Raw genomic sequence first — 24,871 nt, 5'->3', positions numbered from 1 at the left:
CGGGCCCCTTGTCGAACAAGGGGCCCGCCCGGTCGGTTCAGCCCAGCGGGACCGCCTGGGCGAGCGCCGCGCCGTCCGCCTCGAACGCGGCCAGCAGCGAGGTCGGCGTACCGGCGGTCACCGGTACCACCACGGTCACCGGCGAGCCGGCGGTCAGGGCCACGGTGCGGTCGCCGGTGGACCGGTCACCGTCCCAGCCGTACAGGTACGCGGTGCCGGCCCGGTCGGCCCGCAGGGTGACCGAGACACCGTCGGAGACCGCGCGGGCGTCGGTGAGCCGCAGGGCGCCCACCGGCAGCCGCGGCACGGCCGCCGGCGCGATCCCGTCCGTCGCCGCCTGCGCGATGGTCTGCGGGCTGTGTACGCTGCGCGCGGCGGTGTCCGGGAACACCGGGGCGCTGGGCTGGCGGGCCGGCGGGGCGTACCCGGGCAGGGTGACCAGACCGTACCGGTACGGGTCGGCCCGTACGCCGGTGAAGGTGGACCAGCCCAGCCGCGACTGGGAGGTCAGGTCCTGGGTGTCCGAGTCGTAGACCAGCACGTTGAAGCCCATCCGGGCCGGGTCGACGGCGTCCGGCAGCACGGCGAACGGAATGCTCGCCTCGATGGTGTAGCCGGTGTACGGCGCGCTGACCTTGCTGACCACGGTCATCCCCGGCGCGGTCGTCGCGCCCGGCCCCTGCCGGTTGTCGGCGTCCCGCTGCCAGCACGGTGGGTCGCCGTTGGCCGGGTCGTCGGTGACCGGGAAGATGCCGGCCTTGAAAGCGGTGGAGGTGTCCGCCGAGTTCCCCTTCGGGTCGATGATGATCTCCACGCTGTCGGTGCGGCGCTGCCGCTTGCAGTCCTGCGGCACCACCTTGCGGCCCAGCACGTCGTCGGTGACCTGCACGAAGACCTTCAGGGCGTCCTCGGTCCAGGCGATCCGGCCGGTCGCCGAGGCGTCCCGCGCCGTGGTGGGCTCGCCCTCCCAGATCCGGGAGAGGTCCAGCTCCGGGCCGGGGTACTCGCCGGGGGCGGCCACCCCGTCCACCGCGTGCCCGGCCCCGGCGTGCGGCGCCTCGCTGGTCGGGACGATCTCCAGGGCGCCGGTCTCGACCGTGCTGCCGGCGGCGCTGGTGGTGGTGATGGTGATCCCGTAGTCACCGTCGGTGCCGCCCTCGTTGGCCGTGGGCAGGGTGGCGTCGGTGTTGGTGACGGTGAAGGTCACCGCGCCGGTCGCGCCGGGGGCCAGTTCGGGGTAGCTCCTGGTGGCCGCGTCGGCGCTGAAGCCCGCCGGCAGGCCGAGCGTGACCTGGCCGCGCTGGGCGACCTGGCCGTGGTTGCGCAGATCCACCCGGACCGACCGGCTCTGCCCCGAGCCGATGGTGAGCACCGGCTTGATCAGCGTGTCCAGCTGCGGGTAGCCGCTGTCGCCGGCCCAGTCCCGGAAGATCCCCACCTCGGGCAGCGGCTCCAGGGTGCCGCGCACGTCGGCGACCACCCGCACCGCCCGGTCGGTACGCCCGACGCCCTGCCCGGTGGTCAGGGTCGCGCCGAGCAGCCGCTGCTGGTTGGTGTCGGCGGCGGCCGGCACGGTGACGGTGAAGGTGGCGGTCTGCTCCTGGCCCGCCGGCACCGCGCCGCGCAGCGTGCCGGACCCGGTCGCGGTCCAGCCCTCGGGCAGCCGGAGGGCGACCCGGGGCTGGGTCAGCGCCCGGTCGCGGGGGGCCCGGACGTGCGCGGTCACCTCGACGGTCTCGCCCGGGGCGAGGTCGAACCGGTCCGTGGTCAGGTAGAGCTCGGTGCCCTGGGGCAGCCCGCCGGGCGCGGCCGGCAGCACCGAGCCGCGCAGGATCGCCTCCGCGGAGGTGTCCGCCGGGTCGTACGGGACCCGGCTGTCGACCAGGGTGTAGAAGTCGCAGCGGATCTTGGCCGGATCGGTCGGGGCGGCGGCGGTACCGGCCCAGCCCTGGGTGACGTAGTCGCGGCGGGCGTCCACCTCGATCTCGGCCCAGGTCTTCCCGGTGCGGCTCGGGGTGCCCTCCCAGACGCCGAAGACCTGGTCGGTCGGCACCGTCGGGACGAAGCTCGACGCGCACGCCGGACCGGCGGACGAGCTGCCGGTGCCGCCGGTACGCAGGAACTTCGCCGCCCGGAACGGCTTAAGGCCCTCCTTGGTGAGCTGCTCGGGGAAGGCGTTCGGGTCGGCGGCGGCGTGGAACGCCTCCGCGGCGAACCGGGCGGCCTGCTGGTGGTTGCCGTGGTTGCCCGGGGTGGGTGACGGGTTCATCGTCAGCACGATCTCGGGCCGGGTCTGCCGGATCACCCGCACGATCTGCGCGAGGGTGTCGTCGTGTCCCCAGATCCGCTCGGAGAGCGGAGCCGAGGCGGTGTACCAGAAGTCGACGCGGTCCAGGTTGTACAGGTTCTCCACCCCGGCGCGGCCGATCGCGGTGCGCTCCTCGCCCTCGCGGATGATGCCGAGCGGCGGGCCCTCCTCGAGGCCGACCGCGTTGCCGCCGCCCTCGCCCCGGGTGATGGTCACGACGCCGGCCTTCGCGCCGTACCGCTCCTTCCACTGGCCCAGGGTCGCGAGGCTGCCCGCCTCGTCGTCGGGGTGGGCGCTGACGAAGAGCACGTCGAGGTCGACGGCGGGTGGGGCGGGCGCGGGCGCGGCGAGGGCCACGCCCGGGACCCCGGAGAGGGCCAGGGCGAGCGCCGTGGGTAGCAGGAACGTCTTGCGTCGCATGCGGATCCTTCCGACTGGGCCGAGGTCCGGGCAGCCGCCAGCGACGTCGGACGCGGGCCGGCGTCGACGTGGTGGTCGCTTTCGGACGGTGGGCGGTGGGCGGCGGGACGGTGGGTGCCGACGGGCACCCCGGGCCGCCGGGTACGCAGCGGTACGGGACTCCGTACACACTGGAAGGCCTTCGCTCGGTGACGCTAGGGACCGGCGCGGCGGCTCGTCAATGCTGTGCAAGATCTTTCTTAATTTGCGGAAGAAAGTAATTCGCCGCTATGGGCGCTCTGGATCTTGCTCCGCTCCGGGAAGTGTCGGCCTGTTCGTCGACATTTCCGCTGCTCATCACGGTCACGTCGGGCGGCCGAGACCCATTCGTTACTTGACTCAATAATTCGTTCGCCGTAGGAAGGAAGTGTGACTGACGTGGTGACGCCACCGACGAGCCCGGTGAGCCGGGAGCGGTCGAAGGAGATCAAGCGGCTCTCCGTGATCTCCGCCGCCCGCCAGGTGCGGGTGCTCTCCCGCGCCGAGCTGACCGAGCTCACCGGGCTGAGCCCGGCCACGCTCACCCCGCTGGTCCGCGACCTGATCGCCGAGGGCTATCTGATCGAGCGCGGACCCGGCGCGTCCCGGGCCGGCCGGCCGCGGGCCATGCTGGAGTTCAACCCCCGCGCCGAGCTGGTCGCCGCCGTCTCGCTGGAGCCGTCCCGGATCAGCTGCGAGATCGCCGACAGCGACGGCGGCGTGGTGGCGCACCGGACCGTGCGGCTCATCGGCGACATCGTCGACCTGATCTGCACGGCGGTGCCCGACCTGGCCGGCGACGGCCTGCCCGCGCTGCGCGGGGTGGCCATCGCCGCCCCCGGCGTCTCCTCCGGCGGTGCGGTCCGGCTCGCCCCCTCGGTCGGCCTGGTGGAGGGGCGGCCGATAGGGGAGTCGGTGCGGCAGCGGCTCGGGGTGCCGGTGGTGGTCGACAACGACGTGAACCTGATGGCCGCCGGCGAGCACGCGGCCGGCGCCGGCACGGACGTGGCCGACCTGCTCCTGCTGCACGTCGCCGACGGCATCGGGGCCGGCCTGGTGCTGGACGGCCAGGTCCGCCGGGGCTCCGGCGGGGCGGCCGGCGAGGTGGGCTTCCTGCCCCTCGACCCGGCCGACCGTGGGCACGACGGGATCGGCCCGTTCGAGGCCCGCTGGTCGGAGAGCGCCATCGCCGAGAAGGTGGTGTCCCTGGCCCCGGGCCGCCGGCCCGAGTCGCCGGTACGGGCCCTGGTGGACCTGGCCGCCGCCGACGACCTGGCCGCCGCGTACCTGGACGAGGTGCTGGCCGCCTGGTCCCGCCTCATCGTCTCCTGCGCCTGCGTCGTCGACCCCGGCCGGGTCCTGCTCAGCGGGGCCGCCGCCGAGCTGGACGACGCCGCGGTCGACCGACTCCAGGCCCTGGTGTCGGCCGCCGCACCCAGCCCGACCGAGGTCCGCCGGGCGGTCCTCGGCGACCGGGCCGTGCTGCACGGCGCGGTCAGCTACGCCCTCTCCGCCGCCGCCGCGGGCCTGTCCACCCTGCTACCCGCCCCCTAGACCTTTCCCTTCAGAACAACGCAGTTCCCCCACATCCCTCGGAGGTACCCCATGAGACGCCGACTTCTTCTCGCCGGAGCGCTCGCCGCCGTCCTCGCCGCCGGCACCGCCTGCGGTGGCGGCTCGACCGACAAGGCCGCCGGCGAAACCGAGAAGCTGACGATCTACACGGCCCGCGACAAGAAGGTCGCCACCTTCGTCGTCGACAAGTTCACCGCCAAGTACCCCGAGTACAAGGGCAAGGTCGAGGTCCTCAACCTCGGCGCGCAGGAGATCCTGGAGCGGGTCCGGGCCGAGAAGGCCAACCCGCAGGCCGACGTCTGGTGGGGCGGCACCCAGCAGGGGCTGGCCGCCGGGGCCACCGAGGGCCTGCTCAACCCCTGGCAGCCGTCGTTCGCGGGCAAGATGGACGCCAAGTACAAGGACCCCGAGGGCCGCTGGTTCGGCGAGATCCTGCTGCCCGAGGTCATCATGTACAACAACAAGGCCCTCACCCCGGAGCAGGCCCCGAAGGACTGGGACGACCTGCTGAAGCCGGAGTGGAAGGACAAGATCATCATCCGTGACGTGGCCGCCTCCGGCACGATGCGGTCGATCTACGCCTCGATGATCCAGCGGCAGTCGCCGGACGGCAGCAACCCGCAGCCGGGCTACGACTGGCTGAAGAAGCTCGACGCCAACACCGGCGCGTACGCGGCCAACCCGACCGACCTCTACCTGAAGATGTCCCGCCAGCAGGGCGTCCTCAGCGCCTGGAACCTGCAGGACATCCTGCTCCAGGCCAACCAGTCCAACATGCCCTTCGGGTACGTGATGCCGGCCTCCGGCGCCCCGGTCCTGGTCGACGGCCTGGCCGCGGTCAAGGGCGGCAACACCACCGGCGCGCAGAAGTTCATCGAGTTCCTCTTCGACGACTCGCTCCGCGCCGACCTGGCCAAGGACTACTTCCAGATCCCGGCCGTGGACATCGCCGAGAAGCCGGAGTGGCTGAACCAGCTCAACCTCAAGCCGCTGGACGTCGACTGGGACGTGATCGGCAAGAACGAGACCGAGTGGATCAACCACTGGAACAGCCAGATCAAGAACAAGGGCTGATCACCGGGGTGCCGGGTGCGACCTCGCGCCCGGCACCCCGCCCCCCGTCACGCACGCCGCCAGACCGGGTCTGGCCCCACCCCACCACCGGTCAGACCCAGTAACCGGACGCAAGGAGAGACATCATGATCGATGTCACGCTGGAGTCGGTGAGCAAGCGATTCGCGCGCGCCGGCGACACTGCGGCCGTCGACGACGTCGACATCAGGATCGCCGCGGGTGAGTTCTTCACCCTGCTGGGCCCGAGCGGCTGCGGCAAGACCACCACCTTGCGCATGGTGGCCGGTTTCTACTTCCCCACCTCGGGCCGGATCCGCTTCGGCGAGGAGGACGTCACCCACCGGCCGCCGAACAAGCGCGACACCGGCATGGTGTTCCAGAACTACGCGCTCTTCCCGCACATGACCGTGGCGCAGAACGTCGCGTACGGCCTGAAGATCCGCAAGGTCGGCCGGGCCGAGTCGAAGCGGCGGGTCGAGGAGGCGCTGGGCCAGGTCCACCTCGCCGGCTACGGCGACCGCCGGATCGACCAGCTCTCCGGCGGCCAGCAGCAGCGGGTCGCGCTGGCGCGCGCCCTGGTGATCCGCCCCCGCACCCTGCTGCTCGACGAGCCGCTGTCCAACCTCGACGCCAAGCTGCGCGAGGAGACCCGGGTGGAGATCCGCCGGATCCAGCGGGAGGCCGGCACCACCTCCATCTACGTGACCCACGACCAGGCCGAGGCGATGGCGATGTCCGACCGGATCGCCGTCATGGAGTCCGGCCGGGTCCAGCAGATCGGTGCGCCGCAGGAGATCTACCACCGGCCGGCGAACGCGTTCGTGGCCCGGTTCATCGGCCGCAGCAACGTGCTCAGCCTGCCGGTGGCCACCGCCGGACCGCAGACCGTCACCGTCGCGCTGCCCGGCGGCGACCAGGTGACCGTGGCCGCGCCGGCCGAGCACGGCCTGCGCGAGAACGCCACCGCGCTGGTCTCCGTCCGGCCCGAGCACATCCGGCTCGGCTCGGCCACCGAGGCCGGCGCGCTGTCCGGCCGGGTGACCGAGCTGGAGTTCACCGGCATGTCCACCAACCTCCTGGTCGACGTGGCCGGCGAGCCGGTGCAGGTCACCGCCATCGACGTACCCGCCGGCCTGGCGGTCGGCGACCAGGTCGGGCTGCGGCTGCCCCGGGAGCGGATGTGGGTGGTGCGTCCATGAGCACCATTCCCGCCACCCCCGGCGCGGCCACCGTCCCGCCCGTCACCAAGGAGCCGACGCCGCCGCGGGCCCGCCGGTCCCGGCGGTTCGTCGGTGGCGCCAATTCACCCTGGTTCCCGTACGTCCTGGTCTTCCCGCTGGCGCTGATCCTCTTCGGGTACGTGGTCCAGCCGATGTTCGCCACCTTCGCCGAGAGCGTCGGGGTGGACGGCCTGGCGAACTACACCATCTTCCTCACCGGCGACGGGGTGGCCCGCTCCTCGCTGGTCACCTCGCTGGTGATCTCGGCGGCCAGCGTGGTGCTCTGCGGCATCGTCGGCGTGGCGATGGCGTTCCTGCTCAAGCGCTTCTCGTTCCCGGGCCGCCGGCTGATCGAGGCGATCATCCTGGTGCCGGCCGCGCTGCCGCCACTGATCGGGGCGATCTCGTTCCAGCTGCTCTACAGCGAGACCGGCATCCTGCCGCGGGGCCTGCAGCACCTGTTCGGCACCGAGAGCCCGGTACTGCCGTTCACCGGCATCGCCGGCGTGCTGGTGGTGCACACGTTCACCATGTACCCGTTCTTCTACCTGGCCACCTCGGCCGCGCTGGTCGGGATGGACCCGTCGGTGGAGGAGGCCGCGTACAACCTGGGTGCCGGCCGGCTCCGGGTCTGGCGCACGGTGCTGCTGCCGATGCTCACCCCGGCGCTGGTCTCCGCCTCGCTGCTGGTCTTCATGACCTCGCTGGCGTCGTACACCGCTCCGCTGCTGTTCGGGGTGGACCAGACGATGACCATGCAGATCTACATCAACCGCACCAACGGCGACCTGCCGATGGCCTCCACGTACGCCTCGGTGCTCGGCGTCGTGTCGGTGCTGTTCCTGCTCGGCATGCGCTCGTACGAGGGGCGGCGCAGCTACCGCTCCCAGTCCAAGGGCGTCGCCGCGCACCGTCGCGAGCTCACCAACCCGTTCGGCCGGTGGCTGGCCCTGCTCGCCTCGCTGCTCGGCACCCTGGTGCTGCTCGCCCCGGTGGGCACGATCGCGCTGGTGGCGTTCTCGCAGGACGGCTCGTGGACGACCGAGGTGATCCCCTCGGGGTACACCATGCAGAACTTCGTCACGATCTTCACGGACGCCGGGGCGTACCGGCCGATCGTCAACTCGCTGCAGATGAGCCTGATCGCCACGGTCGCCTGCGTGGTGGTCGGCGTGCTCATCGCGTACGCGGTGCGCCGGCTGGACTTCCGCGGCCGCGGCCTGCTCGACGTGGCGGTCATGCTGGCCTGGGCGCTGCCCGGCACGGTGGTGGCGATCAACCTGATCTCGGCGTTCAGCACCGGCAACGCGTTCAGCTTCGGCCAGGTCCTCATCGGAACCTTCTGGATCATGCCGCTGGCGTACTTCGTGCGGTTCCTGCCGCTGGTGTTCCGCTCCAGCTCGGCGACGCTGGCCCAGCTCGACCCGTCGCTGGAGGAGGCCGCCCGCAACCTCGGCGCGTCCTGGTGGCGGGCGTTCGGCACGGTCACCCTGCGGCTGATGCTGCCGGGCGTGCTGGCCGGCGCGCTGCTCGCCTTCGTGCACGGGGTTGGCGAGTTCGTCGCCTCGGTGCTCATCTACACCTCGGAGACCGCGCCGATCTCCGTCGAGATCAACAACCGGATGTACTCGTTCGAGGTGGGCACCGCCGCCGCGTACGGCATGCTCCAGGTCGTGCTGATCTTCGTGGTGATGGTGGTCTCCGGCCGGCTGGAGAGCGGCCCGAAGGCCAGCCGGGAGGCGGCGCAGTGGACGGCGTGACGGACCGCTGGCTGGCGGGCGGCGGACTGCTTCCCGCCGCCCGGGTCCCCGGCGGGGAACTCGCCGCGGTCGCCGCGGCGGCGGACTTCGCGGTGCTCCCGGTCGGCGCGGTCGAGTGGCACGGTCCGCACCTGCCGCTCGGCACCGACCTGATCCTCGCCGAGGGCTTCGCCGGCGAGTCCGCCCGCGACGAGCCGGGGCCACGCGGCGTGCTCTTCCCCGCCGTCGCGTACGCCGCCTGCCCGGGGCAGACCCGGCCCTGGCCGGGGACGGTGGCGATCCGGCCGGAGATCGCGGTCGGCTACCTCGCCGACGTGATCGAGGGCATCGTCGCCGCCGGCTTCCCCCGGCTGCTGGTGGTCAACGGCCACGACGCGAACATGTCCACGGTCCGGGCCGCCATGGAATGGGTCTCCGGCCGGCGCACCGCCAGCCTGCTGCTGGTCAACTGGTTCCAGCTGGTCAACCCGGCGGAGACTGCGGAGATCTACGGTGCGCCGCCGGCCCGCGGGCACGGCGGGGCGTACGAGACCTCCGGGGTGCTCGGCTTCGACCCCGGCGCGGTACGCCTCGACGCCGCCACCGACCTGCCGCCACGGCCGAAACTGCCGGTGCCCCACCCGTACGTGCTCGTGGAGTCGCGCCCCGAGCCCTGGCAGGGCTGGTCCGGGCATGTCTCACTGGCCAGCGAGGAGGCCGGCCGGCGGGTCCGCGCGCTGGCCGGGGAGCGGCTGCGGGAGGTCGTCGCCGCCTGGGTGGCCGCCCCACCGCCGGCGCCGCCCACCGCCGACCCACTGCCCGAAGGAGCGTTATGACCCTCGACCGGGGACTGGACGTCGTCGACTTCCACCTGCACTTCCGGATCGGCGCGGACGAGACGATCCACGCCTGCGAGCAGGCGGCCGGCATGCACCCCGGCGGGGAGCACGAGCGGACGGTCCGGGCCGCCGGCTCCGCGCCGTACGCCCGGCAGTGGCGGCAGGCGTGGGGCTTCCCCGACCCGGAGCCGCCCGCCGAGCGCTGGCAGGACGAGGCCGACCGCTGGGCCGACGAACTGCGCGCGGTCAACATCCGCAAGGCTGTCTTCGTGACCGGCGGCGGCAACGACACCCTCGCCGACGTCGTCGACCGCCACCCGGACCTGCTGCTCGGCTTCGCCCACCACGACCCGTACGGCCCGGACGCCGCGCGGGAACTGGAACGCGCGGTGAGCGAGCGCGGCCTGCGCGGGCTGAAGCTGTTCGCCCCGCTGCTGCGCGGCCCGCTCGACCACGAGGACCTGGACCCGCTCTGGGGTACCGCCCAGCGACTCGGCGTGCCCGTCCTGATCCACATCGGGCACTACGGCAGCGCCGGCGGCCTCAGCTTCGGCCGGTACGGCGGCCCGGACGAGCTGGCCCGGATGGCCCGGCGCTTCCCGGAACTGGCCGTGGTGGTGCCGCACTTCGGGGTCCAGCACGTGCAGGAGCTCTTCTTCGCCGCCTGGGGTTGCCCCAACATCCACGTCGACACGTCCGGCTCCAATCAGTGGGTGCGGTGGATGCCGTACAAGCTGACCCTGGAGGACCTGTTCCGCCGCTGCTACGAGACGATCGGCCCGCACCGGATCGTCTTCGGCAGCGACTCGTCCTGGTTCCCGCGCGGCTACGTCACCCGCTACCTCGACGACCAGCTCCGGGTCTGCCGGGAGCTGGGCCTGCCCGACGACCACCTACGCGCGATCTTCGCCGGCAACGCCGAACGGCTGCTCGGCCTGACCGACTGACCGGCCGAACCCGCACCGGGGCGGCCCACCGCCCGCCCGCGGACTGGAAGGAACCGTCATGAGCACATCCCCGCTGACCACCTACCAGCGGCACCACCTGGCGCCCACCTACGACCACCACGTGGGCCACCTGTATCCGGCGATGGTTCGGGCCAGCCAGGCGCACGTGGTGATGCTGACCGAGCAGGGGCTGATCCCCGCCGAGCGGGGAGCCCGGCTGCTGCGCGGGCTGGCCGTCCTGCGCGCCGGCACCACCCCGCCGCCGGCGTACGACGGCAGCTTCGAGGACACCTACTACCTGCTGGAGAAGCGGCTCGCCGAGGCGTGCGGCATCCCCACCGCCGAGCTCGACGTGCAGCTGGCCCGGAGCCGGAACGACCTGGACGCCGGGGTGTTCCGGATGCTGCTGCGGGACCAGCTCCTCGGGGTGCTGGACCGGGTGCTGGCCACCGGCCGGACCGCCCTGGACCGCGCCGACCGGTACGCGGACGTGGTCATCACCGGCTACACCCACCGCCGGCCGGCCCAGCCCACCACCATCGGGCACGCGCTCGCCGGGTACGCCGAGGCGCTCGCCGGCGAGGCGACCGCCTACGCCGACCTGATCGACCAGCTCAACGTCTCGCCGCTGGGCTCCTGCGCGTTCGCCGGCACCGACCTGGACATCGCCCCGGCCCGGGTGGCGGAGCTGCTCGGGTTCGCCGGCCTGGTGACCAACTCGTACGAGGCCGTGGCCGGCGCCGACCACCTGGTCCGCGTCGGCACCCTCAACGCGCAGGCGCTGGCCACCGGGGCCCGGCTGGCCCGCACCCTGATGGACTGGCTGAGCTGGCAGTGGGTCACCACGCCGGGCGACTTCACCCAGGGCAGCAGCATCATGCCGCAGAAGCGCAACCCGGTGGTGCTGGAGCACCTGGTCTCGTACGCCGGCGCGGCCGCGGCGGACGCCGCCTCGGTGCTGAACAACGTCGGCGCCGCCTGGTGGGAGGACTCCAACAACGCCACCACCGACGTGCAGGTCCGGCTCTGGGAGAGCAACGACCGGGCGGAGCGCTTCTTCGCCCTGGTCGGCGGCTTCCTGGCCGAGGTGGAGCCGCTGTCGCCGCCGAGCCGGGAGGAGATCGTCGCCTCCGGCGCCACCACCACCGCCGCGGCCGACGCGCTGACCCGGCACGGGGTGCCGTTCCGGGCCGCCCACTCGGTGGTCGGCCGGCTGGTCCGGGCCGGTGGCCCGGACACCTGGACCGCCGAGGGCGTCCGGGCCGCGGCCGAGGGGCTGACCGGCCCGCTCGACGACGCCGCGGTCGCCGACCTGATCGCCGCCGCCGTCCGTCCCGACCTGGTGCTGAACCGGGCTCAGGTGGACGGGCCGGGCGCCGCCGCGGTCCGCGCCCAGGTGGGTACGCTGCGCGTCGCGTTCGAGGGGGTCGCCGACCGCCTGGCGGCGGTGCGCGACCGGCTCCGCCGCGCGGACGACGCGCTGGACGCCGTCGCCGCCGAGCTGGTGGCCCGGTGAGCGTGGGGCTGGCGGGGTCCACCCGGACCGGCGGGCTGCTGCTCGGCATCGACTTCGGTGGCACCAAGATGGCCGTCGGGGTGGCCGACGCCGAGGGGCGCCTGCTGGCCCACCGCCGGGTCCCCACGCACGCCGAGCAGGGCGCGCCGCAGGCGCTGGAGCGCGCCCTACACCTCGCCGCGGAGCTGGTCGCCGAGGTCGGTGGGCCGCTCGTCGCGGCCGGGATCGCCTCGCCCGGCGTGGTCCGTCCGGACGGCATCGACCTGGCCCCCAACGTGCCCGGGTGGGAGTGGCTGCGGCTGGCCGACGCGGTCCGGGACGCGCTCGGCGTCGCCCGGGTGGCGGTGGACAACGACCTGAACGCCGCCGCCCTTGCCGAGCTGCGGCTGGGCGCGCTGCGGGACGCCGACCCCGGCCTGGTGGTGGGCATCGGCACCGGCGTGGCGGCCGCCGTGACGGTCGGCGGGACCGTCCTGGCCGGACACCGCGGGGCGGCCGGCGAGATCGGGTACGCCGTGGCCGGCGGCCCCTGGCCGGGCACCATGCTGGAGCTGGACTTCTCCGGCCGGGCGCTGGACCGGCTCGCCGAGGACCTCGGCGTGCCGGGCGGGGCGGCCGGGCTCGCCGACGCGGCGGAGCGCCCCGGGGCGACGCGCGACGCGCTGACCGCCCGGGTCGACGAGGTGGCCCGACACCTGGTCACCTGCTGCCTGCTGCTCGACCCGCAACGGGTGGTGCTGGTGGGCGGGGTGGCCCGCAGCGCGCTGATCCGCGGGCTGCTGGTCGACCGGCTCAACGAGGTACTGCCGCACCGGCCCGACGTGGTGCTCTCCCGGTTCGCCGACGACGCCGCGCTGCTCGGCGCGCTCACGCTGGCCCGCGAGGCGGTGCCCGCGCCTCGCTGACCCGGTGCTCCGGCCGGTCAGGCCGGGCGGTGGGCGCGCAGCATCAGCGAGACGCCGGGCAGCGACCGCACCGGCAGGTACCGCTCGGCGGTGATGATCGCGCGCAGTCCCAGGTTGACCGCGGGGCGCAGGCGGTCCAGGTCGCTGCCGGCGGATCGGCGCCGCCGCCAGGCCGCGACCGGCCGGAGCAGCACGTTCCAGCTCCACAACTCGTCCACCGCCAGCCCGGCCTTCGCCACCACCGCCCGCAGCCCGGCCCGGTCGTAGCGGCGGACGTGCCCGACGGCCACGTCGTGCGCCGACCAGAGCCGCATGTCGGCCGGCACGGCGATCAGCGCGGTCCCGCCCGGCCGTAGGGCCCGGCGGATCTCGGCGGCGGCCAGGTGGTCCTCGTCGAAGTGCTCCAGGATGTCGAAGGCGACCACCAGACCCAGGCTGGCCGAGGGGACCGGCAGGTGCCGGGCGTCGGCCCGGATCACGGCCAGGCCCCGCTCGCGGGCCAGCCCGGCGCCCGCCGCGCTGTATTCCAGGGCGAGCGGCCGCCAGCCGTGCGCGCGCAGCACCCGGGTGTTGCCGCCGCCGGCCGCGCCGATGTCCAGTGCCCGCTCCGGGCGCACCCCGGCCGCCGCCAGTCGCCGCAGTGCCCGACCCAGCAGGGCCCGCCGCTCCCGGTACCACCAGTGGGTGTCCTCGAGCGCGGCGAGCTTGCGGATCTCGGTCGCGTCCACGGCGTGCTCCTCGACACGTCTCGGCCGCCCTCACCCTAGTCGCCCCGCCGGCCGGGGCGGTCGCAAAACCGGGTGCGGCGCCGCGCTGGGCGCTGGCAGGCTGGGTGGCCATGGGACAGCAGGCGCAGGGTTTCCGCTACCTCGAGCGGGCCGACGGCTCCGTCGTGATCACGCACCACGGCCGGGTGGCCGCCACGCTGCGCGGCGGCCGCGCAGCGGAGTTCCTGGCCGAGGTCGAGGACGACCCGCAGTTGGTGATGGCCCGGTGGACCGGCAACTACCGCCGGGGCAACGAGCGGACCGCCCGCCAGCACCCCCGCAACCGGAGCTGAGAAGACGTCAGGGCCCGCGCCCGGACGAGCGCGGACCCTGACGGTACGACCGGTGGTTACAGCGGAATGTTGCCGTGCGCGCCCCGGGCGGCCGGCGCCGCGGCGAGGGCGTCGGCGATCCGCCGCCGGGTCTCCGCCGGCTTGATCACCTCGTCCACCACGCCGATCTCCAGCGCCCGGTTGACGCCACCGGCGACCCGGATCTGCTCCTCGATCAGCTGGGCGCGCAGCGCCTCCCGCTCCTCGACCGGAGCGGCGGCCAGCTTCTTGCGGTGCAGGACGTTCACCGCCGCGCTCGCGCCCATCACCGCGACCTCCGCGTTCGGCCAGGCGAACACCGCGGTCGCCCCCAGCGAGCGGGAGTTCATCGCGATGTACGCCCCGCCGTACGCCTTGCGGGTCACCAGCGTCACCCGCGGCACCACCGCCTCGGCGAAGGCGTGCAGCAGCTTCGCCCCGCGCCGGACCACGCCGTCCCACTCCTGGCCGAGGCCGGGCAGGTAGCCGGGGACGTCGACCAGCACGATCAGCGGCACCCCGAGCGAGTCGCACATCCGCACGAAGCGGGCGGCCTTCTCGGCGCTGGACGCGTCGAGGCAGCCACCCAGCCGCAGCGGGTTGTTGGCGATCACGCCGACCGTGCGACCGGCGAAGCGGCCGAGCGTGGTGACGATGTTCGGCGCCCACTTGGCGTGCAGTTCCACGCCCGGAGCGTCGAGCAGCGCCTTGACCACCGGCCGCACGTCGTACGCCCGGCTGGCCTCGGCCGGCATCTTCGCGGCCAGGTCGTGCCCCTCGTCGCCGGTGGCCACGTCGTCCGGCGAGAGCCGCCCCTGGCGGCCGAGGAGCGCGGCGAGCCGGCGCGACTCGGCCAGCGCCTCCTCGTCGTCCTGGCAGGTCACGTGCACCACACCGGAGCGCCGGCCGTGCGGCTCGGGACCGCCCAGCCGCGCCATGTCGACCTGCTCACCGGTGACGCTGCGGACCACCTCGGGGCCGGTGACGAAGATCCGGCCGGCCCCGCTCATCACCACGACGTCGGTCAGCGCCGGACCGTACGCGGCGCCACCCGCGGCCGGCCCGAGCACCACGGAGATCTGCGGCACCCGGCCGGACGCCCGGACCATGGCCGCGAAGACCTGGCCGACGGCGTCGAGGGCGACCACACCCTCGGCCAGCCGGGCTCCGCCGGAGTGCCAGAGGCCGAGCACCGGCACCCGTTCCCGGACGGCGGTGTCGATGGCGTCCACGATGTGCCGGCACCCGTCGGCACCCATCGCGCCGCCCATCTTGGTGGCGTCGGTGGCGTACGCGATGGCCGGCGTACCGTCGATCTCGCCCCGCGCGTAGCGCACGCCGGAGCTGTCCTGCGGCGCCAGCAGGCGCAGCGAGCCGGCGTCGAACAGCGCCCGGAGGCGGACCTCCGGATCCCGGTGGTCCACCGTCGAGCTGTCCGCGCTGACGGCGGTCGTGGTCACTGGTGCCTCCCAGGCAGAGGGGTCAGGCCCGCGTGAAGACGAGAGCCACGTTGTGCCCGCCGAAACCGAACGCGTTGTTCAGCGCGGCGGGGATCTCCATGTGCCGTGCCTTGTGGGCGGCCACCTCCAGGGTGAGGCCGTCGTCCGGGTCGTCGAGGTTGATCGTCGGCGGCACGACCCCGTCGCGGATGGCCAGGATGGTGGCGATGGACTCCAGCGCCCCGGCCGCGCCGAGCAGGTGCCCGGTCATCGACTTGGTGGCCGACAGCACGGGATGGTCGCCCAGCGCCGTGCGCAGCGCGCCGATCTCGAGCATGTCGCCCACCGGCGTGGAGGTGGCGTGCGCGTTGACGTGCACGATATCCATCTTGGCGACATCCGAGTCCGCGATCGCCTTCCCGATTGCGCGGATCGCGCCCTCGCCCTCGGCGTGCGGCTGCACGATGTCGTACGCGTCCGAGGTGATGCCGGCGCCGGCGAGCCGGGCGTACACCCGGGCGCCGCGGGCGGCGGCGTGGTCGGCGCGCTCCAGGACCACCACGCCCGCGCCCTCGCCGAGCACGAAGCCGTCGCGACCCTTGTCCCACGGCCGGGAGGCCTTCTCCGGCTCGTCGTTGCGGGTCGACATGGCCCGCATCGAGGCGAACCCGGCGATCGGCAGCGGGTGGATGACCGCCTCGGTGCCGCCCGCCACCACCACGTCGGCCCGGCCGGAGCGGATGATGTCCAGGCCGAGCGCGATCGCCTCCGCGCCGGTCGCGCACGCGCTGGCCACCGAGTGCACCCCGGCCTTGGCACCCAGCTCCAGCCCGACCCAGGCGGCCGGGCCGTTCGGCATCAGCATCGGCACGGTGTGCGGGGAGACCCGCCGCGGGCCGGACGCCTCCAGGATGTCGTCCTGGGCGAGCAGGGTGGTGGCCCCACCGATGCCGGAGCCGATGCTGACCGCCAGCCGCTCCGGGTCGGGCCCGGCGTCGGCCAGCCCGGCGTCGGCCCAGGCCTGCTGGGCCGCGATGAGGGCGATCGCCTCGGACCGGTCCAGCCGGCGCAGCTTGACCCGATCCAGCACCTCGCTGGGCTCCACGGCGAGCTGGGCCGCGATCCGGACCGGCAGTTGCGCCGCCCACTCCTGGGTGAGCGCACTCACCCCGGAGCGGCCGGCGAGCATGGCGTCCCAGGTCGACGCGACGTCCCCGCCGAGCGGGGTCGTCGCGCCGAGCCCGGTGACGACGACGTCGGGGCGACTCATGATCAGGACTGCGCCTCGATGTAGCTGACGGCGTCCCCGACGGTCTTGAGGTTCTGCACCTCGTTGTCCGGGATCTTGACGCCGAACTTCTCCTCGGCCGCCACCACGACCTCCACCATGGAGAGCGAGTCGACGTCGAGGTCGTCGGTGAAGGACTTCCCCTCGGCCACGTCGTCCGGGTTCACCCCGGCAACCTCTTCGAGGATCTCGGCGAGGCCGGCGGTGATCTCGTCACGGGTCATTGCGGTTGGTTCCTCTCATCGGGGGTTCACTCGACGGCCGGCGACGCCGGTCGTCACTCCTCGCGACGCGCTCGCGCCGGAGGGGGTCTTCAGGGGCAGCGGACGACCTGACCGGCGTAGGTCAGACCGCCGCCGAAGCCGAACAGCAGCACCGGCGCACCCGCCGGCACCTCACGCCGCTCGACCAGCTTGGACAGGGCCAGCGGGACGCTCGCCGCCGAGGTGTTGCCGGACTCGACGATGTCCTTGGCGATGACCGCGTCGGGGATGTTCAGCCGCTTGGCGATGCCGTCGATGATCCGGGCGTTGGCCTGGTGCGGCACGAACGCGGCCAGCTCGGACGGGGCGACCCCGGCCTTCTCGCAGGCCTGCAGCGCGAGCGGGGCCAGCGCGGTGGTGGCCCAGCGGAACACCGCCTGCCCCTCCTGCGCGATGTACGGCCGCCAGCCCTCGATCCGGACCGCGTCGCTCTTCTCCGGCACCGAGCCCCAGACCACCGGCCCGACCCCGGCCGGCTCGCCCTCGGCGGTCGCGGTGACCACCGCGGCCCCGGCGCCGTCGCCGAAGATGATGCAGGTCGAGCGGTCGGTCCAGTCGGTGAAGTCGGAGAGCTTCTCCGCGCCGATGACGAGGGCGTTGCGCGCCGCCCCGGCCCGGATCGCGTGGTCGGCCGTGCCCAGCGCGTACGCGAAGCCGGAGCAGGCGGTGTTGACGTCGAACGCGGCCGGGGCGGCGATGCCCAGCTTCGCGGCGACCCGGCAGGCCACGTTCGGGCTGCGGTCGATCGAGGTGCAGGTGGCGACCACGACGAGGTCGATGTCGGCGGCGCTGAGGCCGGAGTTGGCCAGTGCCTTGCCGGCCGCGGCCGTGGCCATGTCGGCCACCGTCTCGTCACCGGCGATCCGCCGGGTGACGATGCCGACGCGGTCCCGGATCCACTCGTCGTTGGTGTCGACCAACTGCGCGATGTCGTCGTTGGTCACCACGCGGGCGGGCTGGTAGTGCCCCATCGCGACGATCCTGCTGCCGGTCATGCCTGTCCTCCGATGCGGGCGAGGGGCTGGCCCGGGGCGACCGGGTCGTCGTGGTGGGCGAGCCACTCGGTGAGCAGCCCGCTGTGGTGCGCGGTCACCTCGACCGGCCCTTGCCGGGTGGCGACGTGGCCGACGGCCTGGCCGGCGCGCAGGTCGGTGCCCTCGGCCAGGCCGGTCAGCGGCTCGAAGGTCCCGGCTGCGGGGGAGACCACCACCCGGAACTGGATCGCCGGCTCGTGGCCGCTCAGGCCGCTGTGCCGGGCGATCAGGTCCCGCGCGGCGGGCAGGTCGTCGGGGGTGTTCAGGGTGACGATCTCGGGCGCCCCCTCGCCCTTGAGCTCGCGCTTGACCAGGCCGGCCAGGGTGCCGGCCGGGGGCAGCTCGATCACGCCGGTGACCCCGAGGTCGGCCAGGGTCCGCATGCACAGGTCCCAGCGGACCGGGGCGGTGACCTGCCGGACCAGCCGCTGCACCATCTCCCGGCCGTGGTTGACGGCGGCGCCGTCCCGGTTGGAGAGCAGGATCCGGGCCGGGTCGCCCGGCACGATGCCGCCGGCCACGGTGGCCAGGGCGGCCTCGGCCGGGGCCATGTACGGGGTGTGGAAGGCGCCGGCGACCTGGAGCCGGATGACCCGGGCCTTCGCCGGCGGCTCGGCGGCCAGCTTCTCCAGGCCGGCCACCGCGCCCGCGGCGACGACCTGGCCGGTGCCGTTGCGGTTGGCCGGGTGCAGCCCGTGCGCCTCGATGGCGGCGAGCACCTCGTCCGGGTCGCCGCCGAGCACGGCGGCCATTCCGGTGGGCTCCAGCGCGCAGGCGGCGGCCATCTCCCGGCCGCGTACGCCGGCGAGGGTGACGGCCGCCTCGGCGGGCAGCACCCCGGCCAGGGCGGCGGCGCTCAGCTCGCCCACGCTGTGGCCGGCGACCAGCGCGACGTCGTACATCGGCAGGTGCTCCGCGGCGAGCAGCGCGGCCGCGACGAGCAGCGGCTGCGTGCGGGCGGTGTCCTTGATCTCGTCCGCGTCCGCCTGGGTGCCGAGGTGCACCAGATCGACTCCCGCCAGCGCGGACCACCAGCGCAGGCGCGCCTCGGCGCCGGGCAGGTCGAGCCAGGGAGTCAGGAAGCCGGGTTTCTGGGAACCCTGGCCGGGTGAGAGAACGGCGAGCACGTCTACGACTCTGACGGATACTCGCGGGTCGCGCTGTAACGCACGGCACCAAACCGCACTAGGAGCGTTGGAGGAACCCTACAAAAATCGGCGACGATCATCACCTGTCTGTGCTGCTTTCCGGGCACCTGGGGCCAATGTCTGGCTCGGGACCGGTGCGACGGCCGGGACGACCGGGTCGAGCCGCCCCACGGTCAGCGCCACCTGCAGGGCGAACGCGTCCCGCGGCGCGAACGGCGAGAAGCCGGTCACCTCGGCGACCCGCTTGAGCCGGTAACGCACCGTGTTGGGGTGCACGAAGAGCGCCCGGGCGGCGCTCTCCAACGTGCCGCCGGCGGCGAAGAAGGCGTCCAGGGTCTCCAGCAGTTCACCCCCGGCGCGGACCAGCGCCGCGTATACGTCGTGGCGCAGCCGGCGGCGGGCCTCGGCGTCACCCGCCAGGGCCCGCTCGGGCAGCAGGTCGGCGGCGGCCACCGGGCAGGGGGCGGTCGGCCAGGCCGGCGCCGCGCGGAACCCGGCCAGCGCGGCCCGCGCCGAGTCCGTCGCCTCGTCCAGGCTGGGTACGGCCGGCCCCACCACCACCGGCCCCTCCCCGAACGCGGTCAGCAGCTTCTCCGTCGCCGTCACCGGGTCCGCCGCCCCGCCGAGCACGATGACCAGCCGGTCGCCGTGCACGCCGCCGATCACCTCGACCCCGATCCGGCGGGCCTGCCGGTAGACGGTGTGCAGCACGGCGGCCACCTCGCCGCCGGGGGAGCGCCCGACCGCCACCGCCACCGGGGGCGCGTCCGTCCAGCCCAGCGCCGCCGCCCGGCTGGCCAGCACGTCCGGCGAGTCGCCGCGCAGCAGCGCGTCCACCAGCAACGCCTGCAGCCGGGCGTCCCACGAGCCGCGCGACTCGGCGGCGCGGGCGTACACCCGGGCGGCGGCGAAGGCGATCTCGCGGGAGAAGCGCAGCACCGCCTCCCGCAGCGGCTGCTCCTCGCCCTCGGCGGCCAGGTGCGCCACCTGCTCCTCGACCACCTCGATGGTCACCTTGATCAGCGCGACGGTCTGTTGGAGGCTGATTGAGCGGGCCAGGGCCTGGGGTGCGGCGGCGAAGACCTCGTCCGACACCTCCTGGGTGCTGTCGGTCGCGCCGCCGCCCTGGCGCAGCCACTGCACCAGCGACCGGACGCCGGCCTGGGCGACCAGCATGACCCAGGACCGCTGGTCCGCCGGCAGTTCCCGGAACCAGGGCAGCGCCTCGTCCATCCGGGCCACGCTGGCGGTGGCCAGGGCCCCCGCCGCCCGTTCGATCCGGCGCAGCGTGGCCGGCAGTTCGGTGCCGCCCGGTTCGCTCACCGGTCCAGCCTGACACGCCCTGACCAGGGCCGGCACATCGAGGGTGGGCGGCGGCCGGGCTGGCCCGGTCGGTCCCGCCCGGCACCGAGGCACTGGCCGGCCTGGAACGGGGCGGCATCCCGTGGCCACCGCGCCGACCTGGACGCCGCCCGCCCGGCCCGATCCCGGGTCGCAGCGGATCTCCACGGGTACGCGCTGTTCAGTCCGTCGGGCCCGGCCAGTACGGTGTCAGGGCACGCCGGGGTGACCGCCCGGCGGGCGATGGCGAACGTGAGGAGACCGGGATGGCGCACGGGGAGGCCGAGAACGGCTGCGCCCAGGGTGAGCCCTGCCGGCCGGGGCCCCACGACCAGCCGGTGTCCGCCAAGCACCCGCGCCGGGCCGGCCTGACCCATCCGGCGGAGACGCCCGCCGGCTGGGGGCCGGAGCGCGGGGACGACGACCCGCCCGCGCCACGGCAGCGGGCCGCCGAGCCGGTGTTGCCGGCCCTGCCCGAGCCGGTGCCGAGCCAGAGCTGCTGCAGCGACCTGCCGGGCTGGGCTGGGGCGCACCAGCACGGCGCGGTGCGGCCCCGCAACCGTATGGTCCGCCGGGACCGGCCACCGCGCCGCTGGTGCTGACCGCTCGCCGACTCGCCTTGCCGGGCCCGACCGCCGGTTCACGGGTGACGGCGTAGCTTCGTAGCGGTTCAGGAGTTACCTCTCGCGCACCGGGCTCCGGCCGGCGTGGGCGGGCAGAGCCGGCGGCACCGCTACGACAATTTCGCCGCCCGGCAAGCCCGGCGATTGTTCAGCGCTAGCGTGGGCAGCGTGAAGGCGATCGCGATCGACGCGTACGGCTCGGCTGACCAGCTCACCCTGCGCGAGCTGCCCACCCCGCCGGTCGGGCCGGACACGGTCCTGGTCCGGGTGCGCGTCGCCGGGGTGAACCCGGTCGACTGGAAGGTCCGCGAGGGCCACCTGGCTGGCGGCATGCCGGCGCACTTCCCGCTGGTGCCCGGTTGGGACGCGGCCGGGGTGGTCGAGGCGGTCGGCCCGGCGGTGACCGGCTTCGCGGTGGGCGACGAGGTGATCGGGTACGTCCGTCGCGACGACGTCCAGTACGGCACGTACGCGGAGCTGGTGCCCGCCCCGGAGCGGTGCCTCGCCGACAAGCCGGTCCAGGCGTCCTGGCCGGAGGCGGGTGGCCTGCCGCTGGCCGGGCTGACCGCGTACCAGGCGTTGCAGCTGGTCCGGACGGGCGCCAACGACACGGTCCTGGTGCACGGCGCGTCCGGCGGGGTGGGGCACCTGGCGGTGCAGTTGGCCCGGGCGCTCGGCGCCGGCAAGGTGATCGGCACGACCAGCGAGGCCAACCACGACTTCGTCCGGTCGTTGGGCGCCGAACCGGTCAGCTACGGCGCCGGCCTGCTGGACCGGATCCGCGCGGTCGCGCCCGACGGGGTGGACGTGGCGCTGGACCTCTTCGGCGGCGAGGCGCTGGACGTCTCGGCCGAGCTGCTCGCCCGGCCGGCCCGGCTGGTCTCCACCGCCGACCCGGAGCATGTCACCCGGCTCGGCGGCAGCTACCTCTTCGTGAAGCCGTCCACCGCCGACCTGAGTGTGCTGGCCGGGCTGGTCGACGCCGACCGGCTCACGGTGCACGTGGCCCGGACCTTCCCGCTGGCCGAGGCCGCCGAGGCGCAGTGCCTGGTGGCGGCGGGGCACGTCCGGGGCAAGGTGGTGCTGGAGGTCTGAGCCGGGGGCCGGGGCGACCGGCTCAGCGGGTGCGGCGGCGGACCAGCAGCGCGATCCCGGCGAGCCCGGCGGTGATGACCACCACCACCCCGACGTTGAGCAGCAGCAGTCGCTGGAGTTCGGTCATGGCCGCGTCGATGTCCTGCACCGGGTTCAGCGTGTCCTCCGGGAGGACCCGCTCGCCGCCGCCGAGACCGCCGCTGAGCGTGTCGAACTGCCGATCCAGCGGCACACCGACGGAGCGCAGCGTCTCGGACATGTTCAGCCGGCCGAAGAACCAGCCGGCCCGGGCCTTGCTCAGGTCGGGCTGCTTGGCCGGCCGGTAGATCCGGGGCCCGCCCTTGGCGAGCGGGTAGAGGTCGTAGGTCTTCACCGGCACTCCGGCGGTCAGCACCACGACGGTGTACTTCGGACCGAGGTCCTGCGCGGCCGGGCCGCGCTGCTGCCCGGTCCGGGCCAGCCAGCTCACCTGGTCGATGACCGCGTTCACCTGGGCGGGTTGGGTGTCGGCGCGCAGCTGCAGCGGCTGGTCCAGCTGGTCGCCGGTGATGTCCACCCCGGCCGGTGCGAGCTTGGGCCCGGGCCCGGCCGCCCGGGCCGCCGGCGGGCCGCTCAGGAGCAGCGTGCACGTGGTCGCGAGCACCGCGCCCGTCACGGCCACCAGCAGTCGCGACACCCTCCGGATCATCGCCGCCTCCTCGCCCCGTTCGATGGCTGGCTTCCGCTGCAGGTCACGCTGTATCGGCCGACGGTGGTGGCCGCCCGGCGAGAACCGGTGCCCACCTCAAAGACTCCGCAGAACGTCATTCGGTTGCAGCTGCTGGAACAGTATTTGGAACTATCTGTGATCTGCGGCCGACTAATGTGAGCGGCCGTTGATCAGCGGCCGGATCGTACCCGGACGGAGGGGCTCATGGGGGGCACGATGGCCCGTGCGGCGCGTACCTGGCTGGTGGTTCTCGGGGTGGCGGTGGGGGCCGTGCTGCTGCCGGCCAGCCCCGCCGCCGCGCACAACTCGTTGACCGGCAGCGATCCGAAAAACGGGGCCCGAGTGGCGACCGCGCCGAAGCGGATCGAGCTCCGATTCCTGGCCACCCTGTCGCCCGGTACGACGAAGATCACAGTGACCGGACCGGACGACGCCCCCGCCTCCGGCGGCGATCCGACCTTCTCCGGCAAGCGGGTGAGCGTGCCGTTCACCCCGGGGCCGGCCGGCGTCTACACCGTCGCCTACCAGGTTGGCTCGACCGACGGGCATCCGATCAAGGGACAGGTCAGCTTCACCCTGACCACCGGCGTGGCCCCGGCCACCCCCTCGGCCAGTGCATCGCCGACCACCCCGGCACCCCCGACCCCGGTGGCCGAGGCGACCTCGGCGAACCCCGCCCCGGTTTCGTCGCGCTCCGACGACGGCGGCGGCACCGGCCTGTGGTGGGCGCTCGCGGCGGTGGTGGCGCTCGTCGCGCTGGGCGGCGGGCTGCTGCTGCGCCGGCGCTCCGCCCGCCGCTGAGCCGCCCGGCAGCTCTCCACCGCCGTACGACGAAGGGGCCCGCCGGACGACCGGCGGGCCCCTTCGCGATGCGAGGTCAGACCAGGCGCACCCGGGCGGCGCGCAGCCGGGTCAGGGCGCGCTCGCGGCCCAGCACCTCGAGGGACTCGAAGAGCGGCAGGCCGACCGTACGGCCGGTGACCGCCACCCGGACCGGCGCCTGCGCCTTGCCCAGCTTCAGGCCCCGCTCCGCGCCGACCGCCTCCAGCGTGGACTTCAGCGACTCGGCGTCCCAGGACTCCAGCGCCTCGAACGCGGCGATCGCCGCCTCCAGCAGCTCGGCCGCGCCCTCCTTCATCGCCTTCGCCCAGGCCGCCTCGTCGATCAGCGGGTCGGCCAGGAAGAGGAAGTCGACGTTCGGCACGATCTCGCTGAGCACCGCGATCCGGGTCTGCGCCAGCGGCGCCACCGCGGCGAACGCGGCCGGGTCGAACTCCTCCGGCTGCCACGGGGGCGGGGCGATGGTCCCGGTGCCGGTCAGCCACGGCTGGCAGGCGCCGATGAAGTCCTCCACCGGCAGCGCGCGGATGTATTCGCCGTTGAACGCGCGCAGCTTCTTCTCGTCGAAGAACGCCGGGGAGGGGTTCACCTCATCCAGCCGGAACTCCTCCTCGATCACCGACCAGGGCACGATCTCCCGGTCGCCGGAGGGAGCCCAGCCGAGCAGCATCAGGTAGTTGCGCATCGCCTCGGCGAGGTAGCCCTCGTCCCGGTACGCCTCCAGGGCGACCTTGTCCCGCCGCTTGGACAGCTTCTGCCGCTTCTCGTTCACCACCACGGGCACGTGCGCCCAGACCGGCGGCTTGACCCCGAGGGCGTCCCAGAGCAGCTGCTGCTTCGGGGTGTTGGGCAGGTGCTCCTCGGCCCGGATCACGTGGGTGATCCCCATGGTCATGTCGTCGACCACGTTGGCGAGCAGGAACACCGGCGAGCCGTCACCGCGGGCGATGACGAAGTCCTCGATCAGCTTGTTCTCGAAGGTCGGCTCGCCGCGGATCAGGTCGACCACCACGGTCTCGCCCTCGTCGGGGGTACGGAAGCGCAGGGCCCGCCCCGCGCCGGGCCCGAGCCCGCGGTCCCGGCAGAAGCCGTCGTACCCGGCGTACTGGGAGCCGGTCCGCGCCTGCACGTCCTCGCGGGTGCAGTCGCAGTAGTACGCCCGGCCGCTCTCGTACAGCCGCTGGGCCGCGGCGCGGTGCTCACCGGCGTACGACGACTGGAAGTACGGGCCCTCGTAGCTGCCCCGCTCGATGCCGATCCAGTCGAGCGCCGACAGGATGCCCTCGGTCCACTCCGGCTTGTTGCGGGCCGCGTCGGTGTCCTCGATGCGGAGCACGAACACCCCGCCCTGCTGCTTGGCGTAGATCCAGTTCTGCAGGGCCGAGCGGGCGCCGCCGACGTGGAACATACCGGTCGGGGAAGGGGCGAAGCGTACACGTACCGTCACGTCCC

The 24,871-nt window shown here is 74.0% G+C and carries 22 protein-coding genes; 12 read left to right on the top strand and 10 right to left on the bottom strand.

Annotation, left to right across the window (positions count from 1 at the left end; translation table 11 throughout):
* Positions 1–37: 37 nt before the first annotated feature.
* A complete protein-coding gene (locus ACFYM6_RS05290; protein ID WP_387272444.1) occupies positions 38–2,728 on the bottom strand; it encodes a sugar-binding protein in 2,691 nt (896 codons plus the stop codon).
* Positions 2,729–3,136: 408 nt separating this feature from the next.
* On the opposite strand from ACFYM6_RS05290, the gene ACFYM6_RS05285 reads away from it, so the two are divergent.
* The 8 genes from ACFYM6_RS05285 (at position 3,137) to ACFYM6_RS05250 (ending at position 12,561) form a co-directional block, all read left to right on the top strand.
* Entirely contained in the window at positions 3,137–4,300 is a 1,164-nt protein-coding gene (locus ACFYM6_RS05285; RefSeq protein ID WP_357434875.1) for an ROK family protein, read from the top strand.
* A 51-nt stretch (positions 4,301–4,351) separates the two neighbouring features.
* Positions 4,352–5,395, top strand: a complete 1,044-nt coding sequence (locus ACFYM6_RS05280; protein ID WP_073833744.1) for an extracellular solute-binding protein — start codon at positions 4,352–4,354, stop codon at positions 5,393–5,395.
* Positions 5,396–5,520: 125 nt separating this feature from the next.
* Positions 5,521–6,594 (top strand): ABC transporter ATP-binding protein, encoded by a 1,074-nt coding sequence (locus ACFYM6_RS05275; RefSeq protein WP_387272442.1) that lies wholly within the window; start codon positions 5,521–5,523, stop codon positions 6,592–6,594.
* The gene (locus ACFYM6_RS05270; protein ID WP_387272439.1) at positions 6,591–8,375 is read left to right on the top strand and encodes an ABC transporter permease; all 1,785 of its coding nucleotides are present in this window, start codon (positions 6,591–6,593) and stop codon (positions 8,373–8,375) included. The genes ACFYM6_RS05275 and ACFYM6_RS05270 overlap by 4 nt, the downstream gene beginning before the upstream one ends.
* Positions 8,363–9,190 (top strand): creatininase family protein, encoded by an 828-nt coding sequence (locus tag ACFYM6_RS05265; protein WP_387272437.1) that lies wholly within the window; start codon positions 8,363–8,365, stop codon positions 9,188–9,190. Before ACFYM6_RS05270 ends, ACFYM6_RS05265 begins: the two co-directional genes overlap by 13 nt.
* Positions 9,187–10,140: an amidohydrolase family protein gene (locus tag ACFYM6_RS05260; RefSeq protein ID WP_387272435.1), complete on the top strand. Its 954-nt coding sequence runs from the start codon at positions 9,187–9,189 to the stop codon at positions 10,138–10,140. Before ACFYM6_RS05265 ends, ACFYM6_RS05260 begins: the two co-directional genes overlap by 4 nt.
* A gap of 58 nt (positions 10,141–10,198) precedes the next feature.
* Complete coding sequence (locus tag ACFYM6_RS05255) at positions 10,199–11,656, top strand: argininosuccinate lyase (RefSeq protein WP_387272433.1); 1,458 nt, start codon at positions 10,199–10,201, stop codon at positions 11,654–11,656.
* On the top strand, positions 11,653–12,561 hold the full coding sequence (locus tag ACFYM6_RS05250) for an ROK family protein (protein WP_387272430.1): 909 nt from the start codon (positions 11,653–11,655) through the stop codon (positions 12,559–12,561). Before ACFYM6_RS05255 ends, ACFYM6_RS05250 begins: the two co-directional genes overlap by 4 nt.
* 17 nt (positions 12,562–12,578) lie before the next feature.
* Here ACFYM6_RS05250 and ACFYM6_RS05245 read toward each other — a convergent pair whose 3' ends face one another.
* Positions 12,579–13,289, bottom strand: a complete 711-nt coding sequence (locus tag ACFYM6_RS05245; RefSeq protein ID WP_387272428.1) for a class I SAM-dependent methyltransferase — start codon at positions 13,287–13,289, stop codon at positions 12,579–12,581.
* Between the two features lie 110 nt (positions 13,290–13,399).
* Here ACFYM6_RS05245 and ACFYM6_RS05240 point away from each other — a divergent pair, with 110 nt between their 5' ends.
* The gene (locus ACFYM6_RS05240; RefSeq protein ID WP_387272426.1) at positions 13,400–13,621 is read left to right on the top strand and encodes a hypothetical protein; all 222 of its coding nucleotides are present in this window, start codon (positions 13,400–13,402) and stop codon (positions 13,619–13,621) included.
* Between the two features lie 56 nt (positions 13,622–13,677).
* Here the strand turns inward: ACFYM6_RS05240 and ACFYM6_RS05235 are convergent, their stop codons facing one another.
* The 6 genes from ACFYM6_RS05235 to ACFYM6_RS05210 all read right to left on the bottom strand — a co-directional run bounded on the left by ACFYM6_RS05235 (position 13,678) and on the right by ACFYM6_RS05210 (position 20,134).
* Positions 13,678–15,099, bottom strand: a complete 1,422-nt coding sequence (locus ACFYM6_RS05235; protein WP_387272424.1) for an acyl-CoA carboxylase subunit beta — start codon at positions 15,097–15,099, stop codon at positions 13,678–13,680.
* Positions 15,100–15,121: 22 nt separating this feature from the next.
* The gene (gene fabF, locus ACFYM6_RS05230) at positions 15,122–16,348 is read right to left on the bottom strand and encodes a beta-ketoacyl-ACP synthase II (protein ID WP_387272423.1); all 1,227 of its coding nucleotides are present in this window, start codon (positions 16,346–16,348) and stop codon (positions 15,122–15,124) included.
* 2 nt (positions 16,349–16,350) lie between these two features.
* Positions 16,351–16,590, bottom strand: a complete 240-nt coding sequence (locus ACFYM6_RS05225; protein ID WP_007072348.1) for an acyl carrier protein — start codon at positions 16,588–16,590, stop codon at positions 16,351–16,353.
* Between the two features lie 89 nt (positions 16,591–16,679).
* Positions 16,680–17,624, bottom strand: coding sequence for a beta-ketoacyl-ACP synthase III (locus tag ACFYM6_RS05220; protein ID WP_387272421.1), 945 nt, complete (start codon positions 17,622–17,624; stop codon positions 16,680–16,682).
* Positions 17,621–18,790, bottom strand: coding sequence for an acyltransferase domain-containing protein (locus tag ACFYM6_RS05215; RefSeq protein ID WP_387272419.1), 1,170 nt, complete (start codon positions 18,788–18,790; stop codon positions 17,621–17,623). Before ACFYM6_RS05215 ends, ACFYM6_RS05220 begins: the two co-directional genes overlap by 4 nt.
* A 78-nt stretch (positions 18,791–18,868) precedes the next feature.
* The gene (locus ACFYM6_RS05210) at positions 18,869–20,134 is read right to left on the bottom strand and encodes a PucR family transcriptional regulator (RefSeq protein ID WP_387272417.1); all 1,266 of its coding nucleotides are present in this window, start codon (positions 20,132–20,134) and stop codon (positions 18,869–18,871) included.
* Between the two features lie 284 nt (positions 20,135–20,418).
* On the opposite strand from ACFYM6_RS05210, the gene ACFYM6_RS05205 reads away from it, so the two are divergent.
* Positions 20,419–20,754 (top strand): hypothetical protein, encoded by a 336-nt coding sequence (locus ACFYM6_RS05205; protein WP_387272415.1) that lies wholly within the window; start codon positions 20,419–20,421, stop codon positions 20,752–20,754.
* Positions 20,755–20,943: 189 nt separating this feature from the next.
* Positions 20,944–21,870, top strand: coding sequence for an NADP-dependent oxidoreductase (locus ACFYM6_RS05200; protein WP_387272413.1), 927 nt, complete (start codon positions 20,944–20,946; stop codon positions 21,868–21,870).
* Positions 21,871–21,892: 22 nt separating this feature from the next.
* Here ACFYM6_RS05200 and ACFYM6_RS05195 read toward each other — a convergent pair whose 3' ends face one another.
* Positions 21,893–22,558: a hypothetical protein gene (locus ACFYM6_RS05195; RefSeq protein ID WP_387272411.1), complete on the bottom strand. Its 666-nt coding sequence runs from the start codon at positions 22,556–22,558 to the stop codon at positions 21,893–21,895.
* A gap of 225 nt (positions 22,559–22,783) precedes the next feature.
* On the opposite strand from ACFYM6_RS05195, the gene ACFYM6_RS05190 reads away from it, so the two are divergent.
* Positions 22,784–23,380 (top strand): copper resistance protein CopC, encoded by a 597-nt coding sequence (locus tag ACFYM6_RS05190; protein WP_387272409.1) that lies wholly within the window; start codon positions 22,784–22,786, stop codon positions 23,378–23,380.
* Between the two features lie 76 nt (positions 23,381–23,456).
* Here ACFYM6_RS05190 and gltX read toward each other — a convergent pair whose 3' ends face one another.
* Positions 23,457–24,866, bottom strand: a complete 1,410-nt coding sequence (gene gltX / locus ACFYM6_RS05185; protein WP_357434893.1) for a glutamate--tRNA ligase — start codon at positions 24,864–24,866, stop codon at positions 23,457–23,459.
* Between the last annotated feature and the right edge of the window lie 5 nt (positions 24,867–24,871).

It is taken from the genome of Micromonospora sp. NPDC006431 (assembly GCF_042870725.1).
In the GTDB taxonomy this organism is placed as follows: Bacteria; Actinomycetota; Actinomycetes; order Mycobacteriales; family Micromonosporaceae; genus Micromonospora.
This window is presented reverse-complemented; position numbering and strand designations above follow the sequence as displayed.

Excerpts from the sequence above, each read along its gene's own strand:
- ACFYM6_RS05290 (WP_387272444.1), bottom strand. The coding sequence starts at position 2,728 with ATGCGACGCAAGACGTTCCTGCTACCCACGGCGCTCGCCCTGGCCCTC.
- ACFYM6_RS05280 (WP_073833744.1), top strand. The coding sequence starts at position 4,352 with ATGAGACGCCGACTTCTTCTCGCCGGAGCGCTCGCCGCCGTCCTCGCC.
- ACFYM6_RS05275 (WP_387272442.1), top strand. The coding sequence starts at position 5,521 with ATGATCGATGTCACGCTGGAGTCGGTGAGCAAGCGATTCGCGCGCGCC.
- ACFYM6_RS05270 (WP_387272439.1), top strand. The coding sequence starts at position 6,591 with ATGAGCACCATTCCCGCCACCCCCGGCGCGGCCACCGTCCCGCCCGTC.
- ACFYM6_RS05260 (WP_387272435.1), top strand. The coding sequence starts at position 9,187 with ATGACCCTCGACCGGGGACTGGACGTCGTCGACTTCCACCTGCACTTC.
- ACFYM6_RS05255 (WP_387272433.1), top strand. The coding sequence starts at position 10,199 with ATGAGCACATCCCCGCTGACCACCTACCAGCGGCACCACCTGGCGCCC.
- ACFYM6_RS05240 (WP_387272426.1), top strand. The coding sequence starts at position 13,400 with ATGGGACAGCAGGCGCAGGGTTTCCGCTACCTCGAGCGGGCCGACGGC.
- fabF (WP_387272423.1), bottom strand. The coding sequence starts at position 16,348 with ATGAGTCGCCCCGACGTCGTCGTCACCGGGCTCGGCGCGACGACCCCG.
- ACFYM6_RS05225 (WP_007072348.1), bottom strand. The coding sequence starts at position 16,590 with ATGACCCGTGACGAGATCACCGCCGGCCTCGCCGAGATCCTCGAAGAG.
- ACFYM6_RS05220 (WP_387272421.1), bottom strand. The coding sequence starts at position 17,624 with ATGACCGGCAGCAGGATCGTCGCGATGGGGCACTACCAGCCCGCCCGC.
- ACFYM6_RS05205 (WP_387272415.1), top strand. The coding sequence starts at position 20,419 with ATGGCGCACGGGGAGGCCGAGAACGGCTGCGCCCAGGGTGAGCCCTGC.
- ACFYM6_RS05195 (WP_387272411.1), bottom strand. The coding sequence starts at position 22,558 with ATGATCCGGAGGGTGTCGCGACTGCTGGTGGCCGTGACGGGCGCGGTG.
- ACFYM6_RS05190 (WP_387272409.1), top strand. The coding sequence starts at position 22,784 with ATGGGGGGCACGATGGCCCGTGCGGCGCGTACCTGGCTGGTGGTTCTC.